This is a genomic window from Leuconostoc pseudomesenteroides KCTC 3652, from assembly GCF_014634745.1.
GTDB classification, from domain to species: Bacteria; Bacillota; Bacilli; order Lactobacillales; family Lactobacillaceae; genus Leuconostoc; species Leuconostoc pseudomesenteroides.
In genome coordinates, this window is record NZ_BMBP01000005.1 from 77,868 (window position 1) to 95,247 (window position 17,380).

23 protein-coding genes are annotated in these 17,380 nt (G+C 40.2%); 15 read left to right on the plus strand and 8 right to left on the minus strand.

Annotated elements, in window-relative coordinates; genetic code table 11:
* From hisB to IEU65_RS06575, 12 genes are all read left to right on the plus strand, one after another.
* Entirely contained in the window at positions 1–588 is a 588-nt protein-coding gene (gene hisB / locus IEU65_RS06520) for an imidazoleglycerol-phosphate dehydratase HisB (RefSeq protein WP_010292420.1), read from the plus strand.
* Between the two features lie 38 nt (positions 589–626).
* Positions 627–1,250: an imidazole glycerol phosphate synthase subunit HisH gene (gene hisH / locus IEU65_RS06525; protein WP_010292418.1), complete on the plus strand. Its 624-nt coding sequence runs from the start codon at positions 627–629 to the stop codon at positions 1,248–1,250.
* Positions 1,247–1,963: a 1-(5-phosphoribosyl)-5-[(5-phosphoribosylamino)methylideneamino]imidazole-4-carboxamide isomerase gene (hisA, locus tag IEU65_RS06530; RefSeq protein WP_010292414.1), complete on the plus strand. Its 717-nt coding sequence runs from the start codon at positions 1,247–1,249 to the stop codon at positions 1,961–1,963. The genes hisH and hisA overlap by 4 nt, the downstream gene beginning before the upstream one ends.
* Positions 1,960–2,724, plus strand: coding sequence for an imidazole glycerol phosphate synthase subunit HisF (gene hisF / locus IEU65_RS06535; protein WP_010292411.1), 765 nt, complete (start codon positions 1,960–1,962; stop codon positions 2,722–2,724). The genes hisA and hisF overlap by 4 nt, the downstream gene beginning before the upstream one ends.
* Positions 2,721–3,059: a phosphoribosyl-AMP cyclohydrolase gene (gene hisI / locus IEU65_RS06540; protein ID WP_010292409.1), complete on the plus strand. Its 339-nt coding sequence runs from the start codon at positions 2,721–2,723 to the stop codon at positions 3,057–3,059. Before hisF ends, hisI begins: the two co-directional genes overlap by 4 nt.
* A 17-nt stretch (positions 3,060–3,076) precedes the next feature.
* Complete coding sequence (gene hisE, locus IEU65_RS06545; protein ID WP_010292407.1) at positions 3,077–3,409, plus strand: phosphoribosyl-ATP diphosphatase; 333 nt, start codon at positions 3,077–3,079, stop codon at positions 3,407–3,409.
* Positions 3,406–4,479: a histidinol-phosphate transaminase gene (hisC, locus tag IEU65_RS06550; RefSeq protein WP_010292405.1), complete on the plus strand. Its 1,074-nt coding sequence runs from the start codon at positions 3,406–3,408 to the stop codon at positions 4,477–4,479. Before hisE ends, hisC begins: the two co-directional genes overlap by 4 nt.
* 116 nt (positions 4,480–4,595) lie before the next feature.
* Positions 4,596–6,062 (plus strand): 6-phospho-beta-glucosidase, encoded by a 1,467-nt coding sequence (locus tag IEU65_RS06555; RefSeq protein WP_010292403.1) that lies wholly within the window; start codon positions 4,596–4,598, stop codon positions 6,060–6,062.
* Positions 6,059–7,414: a glycoside hydrolase family 1 protein gene (locus IEU65_RS06560; protein ID WP_010292401.1), complete on the plus strand. Its 1,356-nt coding sequence runs from the start codon at positions 6,059–6,061 to the stop codon at positions 7,412–7,414. Before IEU65_RS06555 ends, IEU65_RS06560 begins: the two co-directional genes overlap by 4 nt.
* 184 nt (positions 7,415–7,598) lie before the next feature.
* The gene (locus IEU65_RS06565) at positions 7,599–8,492 is read left to right on the plus strand and encodes an ROK family protein (protein WP_010292400.1); all 894 of its coding nucleotides are present in this window, start codon (positions 7,599–7,601) and stop codon (positions 8,490–8,492) included.
* A gap of 269 nt (positions 8,493–8,761) precedes the next feature.
* Positions 8,762–10,150, plus strand: coding sequence for a PTS sugar transporter subunit IIC (locus IEU65_RS06570; RefSeq protein WP_010292398.1), 1,389 nt, complete (start codon positions 8,762–8,764; stop codon positions 10,148–10,150).
* Positions 10,151–10,216: 66 nt separating this feature from the next.
* Positions 10,217–10,759: a YiiX/YebB-like N1pC/P60 family cysteine hydrolase gene (locus tag IEU65_RS06575; RefSeq protein ID WP_010292395.1), complete on the plus strand. Its 543-nt coding sequence runs from the start codon at positions 10,217–10,219 to the stop codon at positions 10,757–10,759.
* On the opposite strand, the gene nadE is transcribed toward IEU65_RS06575, so the two are convergent.
* Positions 10,756–11,577: an NAD(+) synthase gene (gene nadE / locus IEU65_RS06580; protein ID WP_010292392.1), complete on the minus strand. Its 822-nt coding sequence runs from the start codon at positions 11,575–11,577 to the stop codon at positions 10,756–10,758. The two genes, IEU65_RS06575 and nadE, sit on opposite strands and share 4 nt — an antisense overlap.
* The gene (locus tag IEU65_RS06585) at positions 11,574–13,016 is read right to left on the minus strand and encodes a nicotinate phosphoribosyltransferase (protein ID WP_010292388.1); all 1,443 of its coding nucleotides are present in this window, start codon (positions 13,014–13,016) and stop codon (positions 11,574–11,576) included. Before IEU65_RS06585 ends, nadE begins: the two co-directional genes overlap by 4 nt.
* 62 nt (positions 13,017–13,078) lie before the next feature.
* Here IEU65_RS06585 and tsaE point away from each other — a divergent pair, with 62 nt between their 5' ends.
* Genes tsaE through IEU65_RS06600 form a run of 3 tightly spaced genes read left to right on the plus strand, consistent with a single transcriptional unit; the run spans position 13,079 to position 14,549 of the window.
* Positions 13,079–13,528, plus strand: a complete 450-nt coding sequence (gene tsaE, locus IEU65_RS06590) for a tRNA (adenosine(37)-N6)-threonylcarbamoyltransferase complex ATPase subunit type 1 TsaE (RefSeq protein WP_010292385.1) — start codon at positions 13,079–13,081, stop codon at positions 13,526–13,528.
* Positions 13,525–14,019: a GNAT family N-acetyltransferase gene (locus IEU65_RS06595; protein WP_010292383.1), complete on the plus strand. Its 495-nt coding sequence runs from the start codon at positions 13,525–13,527 to the stop codon at positions 14,017–14,019. The genes tsaE and IEU65_RS06595 overlap by 4 nt, the downstream gene beginning before the upstream one ends.
* Positions 14,016–14,549, plus strand: coding sequence for a 3'-5' exonuclease (locus IEU65_RS06600; protein ID WP_010292379.1), 534 nt, complete (start codon positions 14,016–14,018; stop codon positions 14,547–14,549). The genes IEU65_RS06595 and IEU65_RS06600 overlap by 4 nt, the downstream gene beginning before the upstream one ends.
* A gap of 20 nt (positions 14,550–14,569) precedes the next feature.
* Here the strand turns inward: IEU65_RS06600 and IEU65_RS06605 are convergent, their stop codons facing one another.
* From IEU65_RS06605 to IEU65_RS06630, 6 genes are all read right to left on the minus strand, one after another.
* Positions 14,570–14,755, minus strand: coding sequence for a hypothetical protein (locus IEU65_RS06605; protein WP_010292374.1), 186 nt, complete (start codon positions 14,753–14,755; stop codon positions 14,570–14,572).
* A gap of 82 nt (positions 14,756–14,837) precedes the next feature.
* Complete coding sequence (locus tag IEU65_RS06610) at positions 14,838–15,659, minus strand: exodeoxyribonuclease III (protein WP_010292371.1); 822 nt, start codon at positions 15,657–15,659, stop codon at positions 14,838–14,840.
* A 364-nt stretch (positions 15,660–16,023) separates the two neighbouring features.
* Positions 16,024–16,344 (minus strand): hypothetical protein, encoded by a 321-nt coding sequence (locus IEU65_RS06615; protein ID WP_010292366.1) that lies wholly within the window; start codon positions 16,342–16,344, stop codon positions 16,024–16,026.
* On the minus strand, positions 16,341–16,823 hold the full coding sequence (locus tag IEU65_RS06620; protein ID WP_010292364.1) for a stage II sporulation protein M: 483 nt from the start codon (positions 16,821–16,823) through the stop codon (positions 16,341–16,343). The genes IEU65_RS06615 and IEU65_RS06620 overlap by 4 nt, the downstream gene beginning before the upstream one ends.
* Positions 16,824–16,825: 2 nt before the next feature.
* A complete protein-coding gene (locus tag IEU65_RS06625; protein WP_147651915.1) occupies positions 16,826–17,017 on the minus strand; it encodes a hypothetical protein in 192 nt (63 codons plus the stop codon).
* 45 nt (positions 17,018–17,062) lie between these two features.
* A complete protein-coding gene (locus IEU65_RS06630) occupies positions 17,063–17,335 on the minus strand; it encodes a hypothetical protein (protein ID WP_010292360.1) in 273 nt (90 codons plus the stop codon).
* Positions 17,336–17,380: the final 45 nt, after the last annotated feature.

The window sequence follows — 17,380 nt, forward strand, 5'->3', positions numbered from 1 at the left end:
ATGACAAGACAGGCTATGATAAAACGCGAAACATTTGAAACACAAATTGCTGTTAATCTTAATTTAGATGATCAATCAATCATCAATATTGACACAGGCATTGGCTATCTTGATCACATGCTGACCTTATTTGCTAAACATGGTCGCTTCGGGTTGTCTGTTGATGCTAAAGGTGATTTAAATGTTGACAGTCACCATACAACCGAAGATATCGGTATTGTATTAGGCGAGGCTTTTGTCAAGGCACTTGGCGACAAAATTGGCATTGAACGTTATGGCGCGCAGTTTGTGCCGATGGATGAAACCTTATCTCGGGTTGTGATTGATTTGTCCGGTCGTGCTTATCTTGTTTTTCAAGCAGAGTTAACAGCGCCACATCTAGGCGACTTTGAAACGGAAGTCGTTGAGGACTTCTGGCAGGGTTTTGCCAATGCGGCGCAAGCAAATGTGCATATTTCAGTTTTGTATGGTCGTAATACCCATCATAAAATCGAAAGTATTTTTAAAGCGGCTGGTCGAGCAATGCGACAGGCAGTGACAGTTAATCCTGACATTCAGGGCGTTAATTCGACTAAAGGTCGTATCTGAAAATTAAGCCAACAAATAACGTCGTTAGGAGATGACAAATGACAATTATTATTATTGATTATGGTGCGGGCAACATTGCCAATGTGATGAAAGCCATTGCTAGCACAGGACTATCTGCTAAATTATCACATGATTCATCTGAAATTTTGGCTGCAGATGGGGTAGTCTTGCCGGGTGTTGGTGCGTATGGTGCTGCTATGTCGGCTTTAAAAGAACGACACCTAATTGGACCACTGCAAGCATACGCAAAATCTGGCAAGCCGTTATTAGGTGTTTGTCTGGGGATGCAGTTATTATTTGAACGATCAACTGAATTTGGTGAAACAGCAGGACTTGGCATTATTCCGGGAGATGTCGTCACTTTACCCCAACAACAAGGCTATAAAGTCCCACAAATGGGTTGGAATCAAAACCAAGTTCGTCAGTTAAATCCCATCACGTCAACTTTAAACGATACCTACACTTACTTTGTTCATAGCTTCTATGTCCAAACCGCACCAAAATATATTGCGGCAACGGTTGATTACGGTCAGATTGAAATTCCAAGTGTCGTGGTTAATGATTCGGGTAATGTTATTGGCGCGCAATTTCATCCAGAAAAATCGGGTAAAGACGGCCTGCTAGTGTGGCAGAGTTTTAAAGAAATGGTGGACGATAAATGATTTTTCCAGCAATTGATCTCAGAAACGGACAATCAGTGCGGCTTTATCAAGGAAATTACAATCAGGAGACTGTAATTAATTCAAATCCGATTACACAAGCGCAACAAATTCAAGCAGCCGGTTTAACGCATTTACATTTGGTAGATTTGGATGGTGCTAAGTCAGGCAGACCAATTAATCTTGATATCATTACAGCTCTGCGACAAAATACGACACTATTTATTGAACTCGGTGGTGGTATTCGAAGTTTGGCGCAAATTCAACAATACTTATCATTAGGCATTAATCGCGTGATTATTGGTTCAGCAGCTTTGACTCATCCTGAATTAGTGACAGAAGCAGTGGCGCGATTTGGAGCGGAAAGCATTGTCGTTGGTGTTGATGGTCGTCAGGAACAAGTAGCAACAGACGGCTGGTTGACCGCATCAAGCACGACATTTTCTGAAATCATTCAGGCAATGCAAACAGTTGGTGTGATTAATTTTATCGTGACCGACATTGAACGTGATGGCACGCTTAGTGGTCCAAACATTGCATTATTGTCACGATTACAACAAAAATTTCCTGAAACAAATATCATTGCTAGTGGCGGCATTAGTACGATAAAGGACATAGAGGATTTGCAAACAGCTGGTATCAAAGATATTATTGTTGGTCGTGCGCTATATGACGGCGACGTGACACTCCCAGCACTCAAGGAGGTGATGAAATGACTTTAGCCAAACGAATTGTCCCAGCTTTAGACATTAAAAATGGACAAGTTGTTAAGGGCGTTCAATTTGAAAATCTACGCAGTGTTGGTGATCCAGTGACAGTTGCTAAAGCTTATGAACAAGCGGGTGCTGATGAACTGGTTTTGCTAGATATCACGGCTACTTTGGAAGAACGCGATACGATGATGACCATTGTCAATGCGATTTCATCAGTAGTATTTATTCCACTGACAGTGGGTGGCGGTATTCGTTCCACGCAAGATATGACGCGTCTCATCAAAGCAGGCGCTGATAAAATATTTGTCAATTCAGCAGCGGTTAAGCAACCTGAACTCATTACGAAAGGAGCAGCCATTTTTGGGTCACAAGCGATTGTCGGTGCCATTGACGTGAAATGGGAGCCCAAATCAAAATTTTATCAAGTTTATGTTGCGGGTGGGACACAACCTACTGGGTTAAATGCCATTTCATGGGCCAAAGAGATGGTCGCACTTGGTGCAGGTGAACTATTAGTCACTAGCATGGATGCTGATGGTACAAAAAATGGTTATGACATTGATTTGTATCAACAATTAACTGAGGTTGTGTCAGTGCCAATTATTGCTTCAGGTGGTGCTGGAAAAATTGAAGATTTTACGGCACTTTTAACACAAACCACGGTTGATGCAGCCTTAGCGGCTTCGGTTTTTCATCTCGGTGAAATTGCGTTACCGCAACTCAAGCAAACATTAAAACAAGAAGGAGTGGCAATACGTATATGACAATAATTGCACCAGATTTTAAAAAACAAGGGCAAGACGGTCTCATTCCGGCAGTGGTGGTTGACATCAAAACCAAGGCTGTATTAATGTTGGCTTACATGAACGAAACGAGTTACCAATTAACTAAAACAACAATGGAAACATGGTTTTGGTCGCGTGAGCGCCAAACCCTGTGGCACAAAGGTGCGACTAGTGGCAATACACAGCGCGTTATCAGTATGTCATTGGATTGCGACAGAGATACACTATTAGTCGAGGTTGAACCGAACGGCCCAGCCTGTCATACTGGCGCGTATTCATGTTTTTTCAATCCGGTTGCAGATGTTAGCGTATAGTTGGGAAGGAATGGAATATGGCACAACAATCAATTGAAGCGCTCTACGCAGCAGCCTTGGCGCGTAAAAATAACCCACAAGAAGGTTCTTATACAGATTATTTATACCAAAAAGGACTCGATAAAATTTTAAAAAAAGTTGGTGAAGAATCAACAGAGGTCATTCTAGGCGCTAAAAATAATAACGATGAACTAATTTATGAAACGGCGGATTTATTTTTTCATCTAATTGTTCTCTTAGTTGAAAAAAATGTTACACTTGATGATATTAAGGACGAACTGGGGTCGCGCATTGGCCAACAATCTCAGTTGCATGAACGCCAAGATTGGCGAGGAGATGAGCAAAAATGAAGGAAACAGTTAAAAAGCTAGCGGCTTATCAAGCGGAACTACCAGAAGAAGTGGTTAAAGCCAAGTATGGGTTACAACATCTAGCACGTCTGTCGGCTAATGAATCAGTTTATGGACCATCACCAAAAGTCGGAGAGGCTGTGCGCGCGGTGTCTGATGATGTGTTAGGCTATTACCCTGATGGTCAAGCAACGCCTTTGCGTGAAGCAGTAGCAGACTTAACACAAGTTAATCCTGAAAACTTAGTATTTGGGGTAGGTGCTGACGAACTCATTCAGCTGTTGACACGTACCATTTTGACACCAGAATCTGAAATGATTGTGCCAGACCCAACATTTGGTGAGTATGCACTCCACGCCGAAATTGAACAAGCGACAACAGTGAAAGTTCCAGTTAAACCAGACGATGGGCATGTTGATTTTGAGGCCATGTTAGCTGCTATCACTGATCAAACAACGATGATTTGGTTGGCCAATCCCAATAATCCAACAGGTGTTTTTGAAAAAGCCGTCGATATTGAAGCATTTTTGACAAAATTACCAAGCACGGTGACACTAGTTGTTGATGAAGCTTATTATGATTTTGTGGATGAACCAGATGCTACAGTGGCACCACTTGTCTCACAATATAAAAATTTGGTTGTACTACGCACGTTGTCTAAAGCCTATGGATTAGCTAATTTGCGCATTGGCTATGGTATCATGCAGGATCCGCTATATACAGCGATGCAAGCCGTGCGCTTACCATATAATTTGTCAACTTACCAAATTGTTGGTGGTACGGCTGCCATTTTGGATCAAGATTATTTGGCAAAAAACGTGGCAGCGTTTCAATCCGAACGAACCAAATTCCAAAATTTTTTACGTGATGAGGGGCTCACATTTTATGAGTCACAGGCCAATTTCATTTGGATTAAAGTGGGTGAAACTAAGAAAGTCGGTCAAGCGTTGTTGCAATTGGGCTATCAAGTCAACGATCGCTTAAATTCCGAGTGGATTCGTATTGCCTTAGGGACACCGGATGATAATGAAGGGTTAAAAGAAGCATTTCTAGCAGCATTAAAGAACTAACACAGGTTAGTTCTTTTTTAGTTCAAAAAGTAACGACTTTTAGGACATTCTTGTGTTTTGTAATGTAAACGCTTACAATTATAGTTAAATAGTGACTAAACATAGGAGAATTAAACATGACAGGATTAAAAATGCCAAAAGATTTTCTCTGGGGCGGTGCGATTGCTGCTCACCAAGCTGAGGGTGCTTGGGACGTTGATGGTAAAGGCGTTTCGATTGCCGATGTATTGACTGCCGGCAATGCCACGACACCCCGAACCATAACTGATGGCGTGATTGCAGGGGAAAATTACCCCAATCATCACGGCATTTATTTTCATGACACTTACAAAGAAGATTTGGCATTGATGGCAGAAATGGGGTTCAAAGCTTTCCGAACATCTATTGCCTGGACAAGAATCTTTCCAAATGGTGATGATGTAGAACCCAATGAAGCTGGGCTTCAGTTTTACGATGACATGTTCGATGAGATGAATCGTCTTGGTATTGAACCCGTCATCACACTCAACCACTTTGAAATGCCTTACCATTTGGTAACGGAATATGGCGGTTGGCGCAATCGTCGGTTGATTGACTTTTTCGTAAAATACTCAGAGACGGTTCTTAAGCGTTATCGCAATAAAGTTAAATATTGGATTACGCATAATGAAATATCTAACCAAGCTAATATTAGTGAAGCATCAACGGTACAAGATTTTCTTGTTTGGACAAATTCTGGTTTGCGGTATGACGAAACGGCCACAATCGCAGAACGTATGGCAGATATGTACCAAGCTGGCCATTATGAATTAGTAGCTAGTGCCAAAGTGGTACAACTTGCGCACCAAATTAATCCGGACTTCCAAATTGGTGCGATGCTAAATGTGTCACCAATTTATCCAGCTACGCCATTACCAACAGATATGTTAGCAGCTCAGAAAGCTGAACAATTGCGCAAGTGGTTTAGTGATGTGCATATTCGTGGGGCATATCCATCAGAGTTGGAAGCTTTATTTGAGCGAACTGGTTATCGTTCAGATATTACAGATGAGGATCGACAAATTTTAAAAGAGGGTACTGTTGATTATTTGAGTATTTCCTATTATGCGACCTTTGCGGTTAAAGCAGCTGATGGTAAAACACCAGCATTAGATGATCCAAGTAGTATTGAAAGTGTTAAAAACACACTGATTCCCGCGTCTGATTGGGGATGGACAATTGATCCTGAGGGATTGCGCTACACATTAAATCAACTGAATAATTTGTATCCAAATTTGCCTATTATGATCGTGGAAAATGGTTTTGGTGCCTATGATACCGTGACAGCAGACGGCAGTATTCATGATGATTATCGTATTGCTTATCTGAGTGCACATATCGCTGAAGCGGAAAAGGCTACCATTATTGATGGTGTGAACTTGATTGGCTACTTGTCATGGGGACCAATTGATATTGTCTCAGCTGGTACGGGTGAGATGAGTAAGCGCTATGGCTACATTTACGTCGATCTAGATGATGAGGGGCATGGCAGTGGTAAGCGCTTAAAGAAAGATAGTTTCAATTGGTATCAAAATGTAATTAAAACACAAGGGGAAAATTTATGACAACAATGCCGACCGGCTTTTTCTGGGGAAACTCGACATCAAGTATGCAAACTGAGGGATTTCAAGGCGTACGTGGCAAATCCACGTACGATTTGAAGAAAGAGACAACTTGGGAAAAAACGATTGACGAGTACCACCGTTATCCTGAAGACTTTGATCTGATGGCTGAAATGGGCGTCAATATGTATCGCTTTGAAATTTCTTGGGCACGCGTCGTCCCAGATGGTGATGGTGAGTTCAACGAGGCGGGCATTCAGTTTTATTCAGATATGATTGACGCCTTGCAGGCACGTGGGATTCAGCCAATGATAGCGCTGTACCATTTTGATATGCCACTGGCGCTCGCAGAGAAATATAATGGTTTTTTGAGTCGCCACGTTGTCGACGCTTATGTGCGTTATGCCAAGGAAATCATTAGCCGTTTTGCTGATCGGGTGACGTATTGGCTGACATTTAATGAGCACAATCTATATTTTACAAATATGGCTTATGATATTGGTGGTGCCATCAATGCAGAACAGTCGTTAGACAATCTCTATCAAATTTTTCATCATACAATGTTGGCGCATGCGCATGTCGCAAATTTTGTGCATGAACAGTTTAATCAGTTAAAAATTGGTGGTATGTTGGCGTATCAAGTGACGTATCCAGCCACATCTAAACCAACTGACGTTTTTGCAGCTCGTCGCGTTGACACATTTTTGAATGATAACTTGCTAACGATGTTTACGGCTGGCCACTATTTGCCGGAAGTGTTAGCCTTTGTGGCAACGCACAATATTGATATGGACTATCAACCTAAGGATGACGCAGTATTATCAAAGCAAACCAGTGATTTTATAGCGTTTAGTTATTATCGGACAGACATGTTGAATGCGGATAAAATTCCAGATGGCACAGCACCAAATCGCTATTTAGATATTGCCAATGAAAAAAACCCTTATTTAACAGCAAATGAATGGTCATGGACGATTGATCCTTTGGGTTTTAGAAACGCCTTAACATCAATTTATTCTCGCTATCAGTTACCGGTCTTTCCTGTTGAAAACGGTTTGGGTTGGCGTGAAGAAATGACTGATGATCAGATGATTCAAGATGATTATCGTATTCAATATCACCGTGATCACATTGACGCGATGAAGCAAGCTATGATTGAAGATGGAACCAACGTTATCGGCTATCTTGGCTGGGGATTGATTGATATTCCTAGCTCGAGTGGTGATATGAACAAACGTTATGGTGCTGTTTACGTTAATCGGACTAATGAAGAGGAACGTGACATGAGCCGTTCAAAGAAAGCGTCGTTTGATTACTTGCGTGACGTATTTAAGTCTAATGGTTTTAACAGTTAAAGCATAGGGCACCATGATCAGTCACTTTCATTGTCAAATGAGGATCATGGTAAATTAGATTTTGTATATGTTTTGTTTTATATCAATGAACAATTTTATTTGGTGACAGCACTACAAAAGTTTTGCAATAACGTTTATTTATAATCGGCAGCTTCGGCTGCTTTTTCATTCGGAGGAAGACAACATGATTTTAACAATAGATATTGGTGGGACTAGTGTGAAATATGCCGCCGTTACAGATGGCAATTTGGGTAAAATTTCATCCTTTGAGACGCCTAAAACTTGGGATGAAATGGTGAATCAATTGCGTGATGTCGCGCAAAATTTCACTAATATTGAGGGCGTGGCAATCAGTGCTCCGGGGGTTGTGAAATTTAAAGATGGGTTCATTAGTGGCAACTCAGCAGTACCTTACATTCATCATTTTCCCATTGTCGATACTTTGGAAAAGCTATTCAAGGCGCCTGTCACAATTGAAAATGATGCTAACGCCGCGGGTTTAGCAGAAGTCAAACAAGGTGTTGCTGCTGGGGCAAATTCAGCAATATTTGTGGTCGTTGGCACAGGTGTGGGTGGCGCTGTTTATCTGAATGGGCAACTCGTGCGTGGCGCACATGGTTATGGTGGCGAGTTTGGCTATAGCTTTTTTGATGGCGTTAACTCCCAGTGGAGTGTCAAAGCTTCGGCGGTTGAAATGGCTAGACGTTACAACGTGAGACACGATACTTCGCTGTCTGGGAAAGAGTTGTATGACTTGGCAGAAAAGGGTGATGGCGTGGCAAAAATAAATGTGTCCCGCCAATTAGACAGTCTGGCTCGTGGTATTTTTAATCTGATGTTCATTGTTGATCCAGACATCATTGTGATTGGTGGGGGACTTTCACAAAATGCCGATATTTTAAACGAATTAAATCAACGCGTGTCAATTTTAATTGCTGACGTCAAAGGACATATTACTGATATGCCTGTCAACATTAAAGCTGCTCAATTTGGTAATTCGGCAAATTTAATTGGCGCTTATGAAGTTTTCAAATCTTATTATCCCAATGTAAATGAAATGAAAACGAAGCAAGTATAATTTTTTAATTATGATAATAATATTAAGTTGGAATATTCAAACAACAAACACAATTACCCCGAAAAATTCACAATTAAATCCTTGTTAATTCACTGTTTTGCAACATTTATCCTGCATACTAAAAAAGTACATTAAGTCATTTCTTTCATAAGTTGTAACCGTTTACAAAAAAGTGTTGACATTTTCAAATAATGGGTTATGATATTAGTGTAACCGCTTACAAAAAGCGGAATTACGTAAACAGGGAGTTTACAAAAGGAGAAATACTTATGCAGAATAGTGCAAAGAGTAGTTGGGTAACTGACAAATTAATGCCACCTATCATGAAGTTTATCAACACTAAAGCAGTTACAGCGTTGAAAAATGGTATGGTGTATAGTTTGCCATTTATTATTATTGGATCTGTCTTTCTGATTTTGGCTAACGTACCGTATGTACCAGTTGCCACATGGCTGGCGGATCATGGTTGGTCGGCGGTGTTTGCTCAGGCTAACAATGCTAGCTTTGGTATGATTTCAATTTTCACAGTCGTTGGTATTGCGTATGTTTATGTACGTGATGAAGGGCAAGAGGCCTTGCCTGCTGGGTTCACCGCATTAGTAGCATTTCTATTGCTACAAACCATGTCGGTGCCGAACCCTGTCAATGAAGCAGCCTACAAGAATATTGATAAGTTGCCACATGCTGTACAAGAATTGTTGAGCAGTCCAGTGGCCGGCGTTTTGAATACAGCCAACATGGGCGGGCAAGGTATGATTGCTGCTATTATTGTTGGTTTGCTAGTTGGTTGGTCTTACTCAGCAATGATTAAGGCAGGTTGGAAGGTAACTTTGCCTGAACAAGTACCTGCAAACGTTGCGGGACAGTTCACAGCCATGATTCCAGCTTTTGTAGTCGTGACAGTATCTACTGCAATCTTTGCCATCTTCAAGTATGTATTCCATACAGATGCACTAGATTGGATTTATCAAGTTATTCAAACACCACTTCAGGGGATGTCAGATTCATTCCCGGCAGTTCTTTTGCTGGCATTCTTGGTCACATTCTTCTGGTTCTTTGGTGTCCATGGCGGTATTATCGTTGGTGCTATCTCAGGTGCTTTCTTAATTCCTAACTCATTTGACAACATGGTAGCACGTAAGGCTGGTGAATTGACATTGTCAAACCCATCAGTTCATATTGTTACAAACGAATTCTTGAATAATTTCATTAACATGACTGGATCAGGTATGACGATTGGTTTGGTGGTCTTCACACTGGTACGTGCTCGTTCAGTTCAATTGAAGACACTTGGAAAAATTGAATTTATTCCTGGCTTGTTCAATATTAACGAACCATTCTTGTTTGGTATTCCAATGGTCTTGAATCCATTCTTGGCTATTCCATTCTTCCTCACGCCAGTTATTGCTGCCGTTGGAACTTACGCAATTATCTACTTTGGTATTGTGCCACCACTAAATGGTGTCGGTGTACCTTGGACAACACCACCAATTATTTCTGGACTTTTGGCTGGTGGTTGGCAATTTGCTATCTGGCAAGCAATCTTAATTGCAATGTCAACAGCAATGTACTTCCCATTTGCTTTGAAGTATGACAAGATGCTACAGAAGCAAGAAGCTGAAAATGCTGCCGCTGCTGAAGAAGCTGCTACAAATTAAAAAAAGTGAAAATACCAAGCTATATGCTTGGTATTTTTTGTTGGTCGTACATGGTAAACTATCTTTATGACATTACAGACAGCTGATCTACTATTCATTCCAAACAATCATGAAGCACTTGATGAGGCAATAGCGACCTCAACGGGCAATTATGTTCATGTTGCAATTGTGATTAATGCGCACCAAATAATTGATGCCTCACCAAAACATGGTGTAGCAATTCAACGAATACGTGATTTCTTCGAAGAAGTTAACGTTGCAGATATTTATCGAGCTAGCTTGACGGAAACGCAACAGTCACAAGTGATTTCACAGGCAATGTCCTATCAGAATCGACCCTATAATTTTTCGTTTTATCCTAATGATGATGGCTTATATTGTTCACAATTGGTGCAGTTAGCATTTGCAAATGTGTTGACGATACCGCAACAACCGATGCAATTTGGTGATGACCAGCAGCCAATCTCAAATTATTGGCTAAACTATTACCAAAAATTAGGTGTTGCAGTGCCCCTTAATCAACCTGGCACTAATCCACATGATCTATCAAAAACACCGCAACTCAATTACGTTGGGCAATTGCGTTACGGTGATCTATTAGTTGATTAATAAAACCATGTGTCGTAAATTGTGATTGGCTCATGGCGTTTTTGTTGACTCGCCAAGTAAAGTGACTCAATTTGAGTGGCGTCTTGTTCTGAGACGTCTCGACCCTCCAAATAATTATCGATAGCCTGATAGCTGACGCCGAGTGCAACTTCATCTGGTAACTGTGGTCGATCATCCTCCAAATCTGCAGTTGGCACTTTATCATATAGATGCGCTGGCGCGTCGAGGGCCACTAATAATTGGCGACCTTGTCGTTTGTTGAGGCGCCAGAGCGGGTTGATATCTGTGCCGCCATCACCATATTTGGTGAAAAAGCCTGCAAAGGCTTCAGCGGCGTGATCAGTTCCCACAACAATACCGTTGTGCTCACGAGCAACAGCATACTGTGCAATCATGCGCATTTTTGGCTTAATTGACCCCCGACTCATATCATCAATGGTTAGCCCACCAGCACGTAAAGCGGTAGTCATGGCGTCTGTGGCGGGTTGAATGTCAGTGGTGACGATGGCATCAGGTTGGATAAATGTTAGGGCAGCTTGAGCATCATCTTCATCACGTTGCTTGCCATAAGGCTGGCGAATGGCGACAAATTTATAATCATCACCAGTTGTATCACGCAGCTCTTGTACCGCTATTTGGGCTAATTTGCCAGCAAGGGTTGAATCTTGACCACCGCTAATTGCCAAAACAAGGCTTGTGTATATTGAGTGGGTTAAATACTGTTTCAAAAAATCAACTGATCGACGAATCTCAGCGTCGGCGTCAATCATAGGTTGTACGTGCAATTCAGCAATCATTTTTGCTTGCAAGGGTCTCATTTTGACATCTCCTTAATGTGTTGTCGTGTTTCGTTGATTAAGTCAATTTTGGCGTCATATAAGCTTTGTGATAAATCAACTGGATAAGTTTCAGGATTGAGCACACGTTTATACTCATCCCACAAATTATCCAGCGATTGCTTCGCATAGGTTTTAACGGCCTTAATATCTGGCAAATCATAAATTAATTGGCCATTAACAAAAATATCATGAAGCATAGGTTCAGCGTTGAAATCATGGACGTCTTTTGAAATAACAGGGTGATTAGGATCAAACATATGTAAATCCGTTTGCTGACGCGGATCTTCATTTGAAAAAGTGAGATAATCGCCTTCGGATTTACCGTCTTGTCGATCTGTGATGCGCCACACTTGTTTTTTGCCAGGGGTCGATACTTTTTCAACATTGTTGGAAATTTTGATCGTATTTTTGCCGTTGAAGCTAACCATTTTGTAAACAGCACCTAAAGCTGGTTGATCAAAAGCAGTGATCAGTTTGGTGCCGACACCCCAAACATCTATTTTGGCACCTTGCATTTTTAAGTTTAAGATTGTATTTTCGTCCAAGTCGTTGGACGCGTATATTTTAGCTGATGTAAAACCAGCTTCATCCAGCATTTTCCGAATGATTTTAGACAAATAAGCCATGTCACCTGAATCAATTCTGACACCTTGAAAATTGATTTGGTTGCCAAATTCTTGCGCTACTTTGATGGCACTAGGGACACCGGACTTGAGTGTGTCAAAAGTGTCTACTAAGAAAACGACGTCTTTATGCGTTGATGCGTAAGCTTTAAACGCGTCGTAATCATTTTGATAGGCTTGCACTAAAGCGTGTGCATGTGTGCCAGAAATTGGAATATTGAATAATTTGCCGGCGCGAACATTAGATGTGGCATCAAAGCCACCGATAAAGGCAGCACGCGTTCCCCAAAGTGCTGCATCAATTTCTTGGGCGCGACGTGTGCCAAATTCCAGCAAGGGTTGACCATCAGTGACAGTAGCAATACGAGCGGCTTTGGTTGCAATCAGTGTTTGAAAATTGACCACATTGAGCAAAAGTGTCTCTAATAATTGCGCGTCGACCAGCGGCCCTTCAACTTGGAAAAGGGGTTCGTGATTAAACATCACTTCACCTTCGTAGGCTGAACGCAAAGTTGCTGTGAAATGCCAATTCTGCAAATAATCTAGGAAAGCATCATCATATAAATCTAAGCTACGAAGATAGTTAATGTCACTCTGACTGAAAGTGAGTTGCTTTAGAATAGTCACAATTCGCTCTAAACCGGCAAAAATAACGTAACCATTGTCAAACGGCATTTTTCTAAAGTACGCTTCAAAGACAACAGGTGTTTGATCAATACCTTGCTGCCAATAGGTATAAATCATATTAATTTGATAGGCGTCTGTGTGTAATGTTAATGAATCATCTCGATACATGATAGTGGTCCTTTTAGTTGTTAAGTATCATTATACCAATTATCTCGTGCTATAATGAAAGAATGAAAGAATTTCTCACAAACAATTCACAGCAAACACAAGAATTGGCTCAAAAAGTAGCCCAATTGGTGCGTCGCGGTATGGTATTAACTTTGACTGGTGATCTTGGTGCTGGCAAAACAACTTTCACGCAAGGATTCGCTCGTGCTTTAGGTGTCACTGGTCGTGTTAAGAGCCCAACATTTAACATCATGAATACGTATATGGCCGGTGAAACACCGATTTATCATTTTGATGCCTATACTTTAGAAACAATGGGCGCTGAAAATCAAGGGTTTGAAGATTTTATCGGGACAGACGGTATTACTTTGATTGAATGGCCGCAATATATGGTTGATATTTTACCCAATGATCGTATTGATTTTAACTTTCAGCGAACTAATGAAGATGATCAACGTCAAATTACCATCCATGGTATTGGGCAACTGGCTAATTTTGAGGACGCGTTATGAACTTTGATATGAGCCAACCGATTGCATTTAGTTTGGAAGTGGCTGGGTTAGAAAACGCGGCACAATGGCAGGCACTCATTCAACAATTGATGACGGAAACGGATACGTTTTTGATAGCTAGTATGCGAGACGGAGAAGTAGTGCCCGAGGAAAACGTTGGGCCAGCTATCACTTTGCTACTGATTGCTGAACAAGGGACGTTACGTTTCCCAGTAGGTATTGGCTCGATTGAAAATGGTGAAGTGGGTATGGCTATTTTATCTCAATTTCAAGGCGCTGGTTTAGGACAATCATTGATGACAGCATTACTTTATTGGGCACAAACAAATGGTTTGCAACAGGTCTGGTTAGACGTGCAAGTAGACAATTTGCCAGCTAGACATATTTACGAGAAGTTTGGTTTTATAATAGTAGGAAAGCAAGTGAATTTGACATTGCCAAATGGGCGTCAGACGCAGCTGCAAAAAATGGTTTTGGAGTTAGAAATATGAATTTTGTTGCAATGGATTTTGAAACAGCCAATCATGAAAAGCACTCAGCAGTATCGATTGCCTTAGCAGTTGTGAGAGATAATCAAATAGTGGATCAATTCTATTCATTAATAAAACCAGAAACGTCATTTAGTCATTATAATACGAAAATTCACGGTATTCATCAGGTTGATGTGGCACAAGCACCACAATTTCCTGATATTTGGCCAACAATTGCACCACTTTTTACGGCAGATAAATTAGTGGTTGCGCACAATGCACCATTTGATAATGGTGTATTGAAAGGAACGTTAGACTATTACGGATTGCCTGAACCACATTATATGTTACTTGACACCGTTCAAACAAGTCGCAAACTATTTCCAAATTTTCAAAACCATAAGTTGAATACAGTGGCGGAAAACTTGGGTATTGCGCTTGAACATCACCATAATGCATTAGATGATGCAGTGGCTGCGGCAAATATTTTAATATATGAATCCCAGCAATTTGGTGATTCAGCACTAAAATCATTTGTGAAAAATAAATAAGCTATCCCAGATTGGATAGCTTAGAAAAAAATTGTGATGAGTGTATGACACCCGATTGCCAACGATAATCCCAGAATAACAGCGAGACTAAATCTAGAAACAGAAGCGGCTTTGCTGCTTTTTTTTGTGATTACGGCATCGTGATGGTTATAGTAAGCATGAATGTAGATATCGTCAATACGACTCACATTTGGTCTCTTATCCATAGAATCACCTCCACCAATAACTTAATCATACGTCAATAATGTGGCGATATTGGCACTAAATCATGAAGAAACCATGTTGTTTTTAAAGTAAATCAATTTCCAATTGAATTGGTGCGTGATCTTGTCTTTTACCAGTGTCTAGTACAGTTGACTGGGTGACTTTATCAGCAATTCTGTTGCTGACGAGATAATAGTCAATGCGCCAACCAGAGTTGTTAATTTTGCTGGTCTTGCTAATCTGTGCCCACCAAGTGTATATACTTGGAACATCAGGGTTGAGCGTTCTCAGCGTATCTGTGAAACCAGCACCCAATAATGTTGTAAACTTTTCCCGTTCCTGATCGGTAAATCCGGCTGAATGGTGATTAGTTTTAGGATTTTTCAGGTCAATTTCTTCATGGGCAACGTTCATGTCACCACTGAAAATCACTGGCTTCTTTTGGTCTAATGAACTGATATAGCGTCGGTATTGATCATCCCATAAACCACGATCATCTAAGCGCGCTAGTTCGCTGCCGGAATTGGGGGTATAAACAGTTGAAACATAAAAATTGGCGAATTCGAGTGTGATCACACGCCCCTCCATGTCCATATCGCCGGGCGCATCTATTTTTGGAAAATCAACTGATAAAGGTTCTTGACGGGACAATACCATGGTACCAGAATAGCCCGAACGTGCTAAACTCGGGTTGACAAAAACGTGATAGTCAGGAAATAGTTCAGCAATGGCATTGGCTTGCTTTTTGGTTAATCCAGTTGCTTTTAATTTGGTTTCCTGAATAGCAAAAACATCAGGTGTCGCTTCAGCAATATTATTAAGCACCGACCAAGTCATTTCACCACGCGCACTTTTATGTTCAACAGCAGCGTTAATTGAGTCAATGTTCCATGAAATTAGTTTCAAAATGAATTCCTCCAGTAATAGTTAACTTAATTCTAACATAATAAAACTTTTACTTGAAAATGATATCAATTCCTAATGTAATTACAAAGAGTAAGTAAATGTGGAGGCGTAGTAACATGGCATTTTACGGCACTTTAAAATCATAATATAAATATATCGCGGCACGTGCGGCATAAAATAATTGGGTATCACTTGTCACTATTTTTTAAAATAATTTATTGTTTTTTCCATTGATTTTATGATTTCTGGTAGCATAAACAAAAAATATAGAAATATAAAATTATAAATTTTTTCGTGATATGAAATGCCAATTATCATAATTGATAAAATCAAATTGTATTTGTTTAACGGTCGAATAGTGATGTTAATTTTCTTTTGCATATAGCCATTCACCTACTAATTTTTTAATCGAAAAAATGATTATGCCAAAAAAAGAAAGTAGGAGCCAAAATAAATTGCGTTTGCGTTCTTTGAATATAAAAATATATAAAACACACATAGACATCGCCACCCACATGGTTTTACTTGCAATTTGAGACGCTACGGGTAGTTGCACTGACGTTCTAATTTGATCAGCATTTCTCAATAACTCGGTGGATCCTATAAATCCAAATATCAATCCAGTGATTGCTACAAATAATAATAAAAGTAAACTAAAAATTTTAAATTTTCTTTGGTTTTTCATATATGCACCTCTAAAATTGCTGCGCTCCCCAAAAATACAAACACGATGGCTAAAAATAATTTGTCGTAGCCCACATATTGCCACATAATGGATGTGTTTTTCTGTTTGATTGTTTGTCGCAACTGACGTGATAAATTTATACTAGCAAATGCAGCAATTATAAATGCTGCTAACTCAAATATACTATATGGTATTAAAGTAAAAATAATATTTCCTAGTGTAATGTTTGCCATTACTATACCCAAGGATAAGCCATTTATAAAGAGCAGCAGGTAAGCGACTATTCCATACGTGAGCATACCGACTATTAATATGAGCAAGACAACACCCACATTATGATTACATATTTCTGCGACACTCAATTTACCGCGCTCTGATACATTTGTGCCAATTTCTTTTGGTGAAAATATATATCCAACAATAGTGCCAACGCCCAATGTCACTAGCAGTAGAAGAAAGTCTCTTTTTGTTGCAAACATAATTAAAACGCAACTCCTGCTGTCATTCCGAAAACGGCAAGATAAGCCTTAGCAGTGGCTATAAATGGTGCAAAAAATGGATAGGCAACTGCAACTGCATATGCTCCCCCTGTACTTAAGAGATTAATAATGGCAAAAGCCACTGGTGCAGTTAATCCAAACCGTTGCACTAACAAACCTATACTTTTAATCATAACAATTAACATAAAAATATTTCCTTTCTGTACTTTTCTTTTACATTACCAGCCGATAGCTGCACCCGTTCCTACTGTAGCTATCAGGCCCTCTAAAGTGAGTAGGAAAGGTGAAAAGTATGGGAAAGCTGCAACGAAAATCCAACCTGCACCAGCAGTAACCAATTGCACTCCCCAGGCCGCTGTGGATCTATCCAAATTAAATTTAGCAACTAGGTCTCCAACCCACAATGATCTAAATAAATTCAAGGATATCACTACAATGATTACCCCACATGCTCTCCTAATTTTTTCGTAAGTTATTAATAATTGTTTCATACTTACTTTTCCTTTCTGTTTGTTAATAATATAACAAAGTATCTT

Excerpts from the sequence above, each read along its gene's own strand:
- hisB (WP_010292420.1), top strand. The coding sequence starts at position 1 with ATGACAAGACAGGCTATGATAAAACGCGAAACATTTGAAACACAAATT.
- hisH (WP_010292418.1), top strand. The coding sequence starts at position 627 with ATGACAATTATTATTATTGATTATGGTGCGGGCAACATTGCCAATGTG.
- hisA (WP_010292414.1), top strand. The coding sequence starts at position 1,247 with ATGATTTTTCCAGCAATTGATCTCAGAAACGGACAATCAGTGCGGCTT.
- hisF (WP_010292411.1), top strand. The coding sequence starts at position 1,960 with ATGACTTTAGCCAAACGAATTGTCCCAGCTTTAGACATTAAAAATGGA.
- hisI (WP_010292409.1), top strand. The coding sequence starts at position 2,721 with ATGACAATAATTGCACCAGATTTTAAAAAACAAGGGCAAGACGGTCTC.
- hisE (WP_010292407.1), top strand. The coding sequence starts at position 3,077 with ATGGCACAACAATCAATTGAAGCGCTCTACGCAGCAGCCTTGGCGCGT.
- hisC (WP_010292405.1), top strand. The coding sequence starts at position 3,406 with ATGAAGGAAACAGTTAAAAAGCTAGCGGCTTATCAAGCGGAACTACCA.
- IEU65_RS06555 (WP_010292403.1), top strand. The coding sequence starts at position 4,596 with ATGACAGGATTAAAAATGCCAAAAGATTTTCTCTGGGGCGGTGCGATT.
- IEU65_RS06560 (WP_010292401.1), top strand. The coding sequence starts at position 6,059 with ATGACAACAATGCCGACCGGCTTTTTCTGGGGAAACTCGACATCAAGT.
- IEU65_RS06565 (WP_010292400.1), top strand. The coding sequence starts at position 7,599 with ATGATTTTAACAATAGATATTGGTGGGACTAGTGTGAAATATGCCGCC.
- IEU65_RS06570 (WP_010292398.1), top strand. The coding sequence starts at position 8,762 with ATGCAGAATAGTGCAAAGAGTAGTTGGGTAACTGACAAATTAATGCCA.
- IEU65_RS06575 (WP_010292395.1), top strand. The coding sequence starts at position 10,217 with ATGACATTACAGACAGCTGATCTACTATTCATTCCAAACAATCATGAA.
- nadE (WP_010292392.1), bottom strand. The coding sequence starts at position 11,577 with ATGAGACCCTTGCAAGCAAAAATGATTGCTGAATTGCACGTACAACCT.
- IEU65_RS06585 (WP_010292388.1), bottom strand. The coding sequence starts at position 13,016 with ATGTATCGAGATGATTCATTAACATTACACACAGACGCCTATCAAATT.
- tsaE (WP_010292385.1), top strand. The coding sequence starts at position 13,079 with ATGAAAGAATTTCTCACAAACAATTCACAGCAAACACAAGAATTGGCT.
- IEU65_RS06595 (WP_010292383.1), top strand. The coding sequence starts at position 13,525 with ATGAACTTTGATATGAGCCAACCGATTGCATTTAGTTTGGAAGTGGCT.
- IEU65_RS06600 (WP_010292379.1), top strand. The coding sequence starts at position 14,016 with ATGAATTTTGTTGCAATGGATTTTGAAACAGCCAATCATGAAAAGCAC.
- IEU65_RS06605 (WP_010292374.1), bottom strand. The coding sequence starts at position 14,755 with ATGGATAAGAGACCAAATGTGAGTCGTATTGACGATATCTACATTCAT.
- IEU65_RS06615 (WP_010292366.1), bottom strand. The coding sequence starts at position 16,344 with ATGAAAAACCAAAGAAAATTTAAAATTTTTAGTTTACTTTTATTATTA.
- IEU65_RS06620 (WP_010292364.1), bottom strand. The coding sequence starts at position 16,823 with ATGTTTGCAACAAAAAGAGACTTTCTTCTACTGCTAGTGACATTGGGC.
- IEU65_RS06625 (WP_147651915.1), bottom strand. The coding sequence starts at position 17,017 with ATGATTAAAAGTATAGGTTTGTTAGTGCAACGGTTTGGATTAACTGCA.
- IEU65_RS06630 (WP_010292360.1), bottom strand. The coding sequence starts at position 17,335 with ATGAAACAATTATTAATAACTTACGAAAAAATTAGGAGAGCATGTGGG.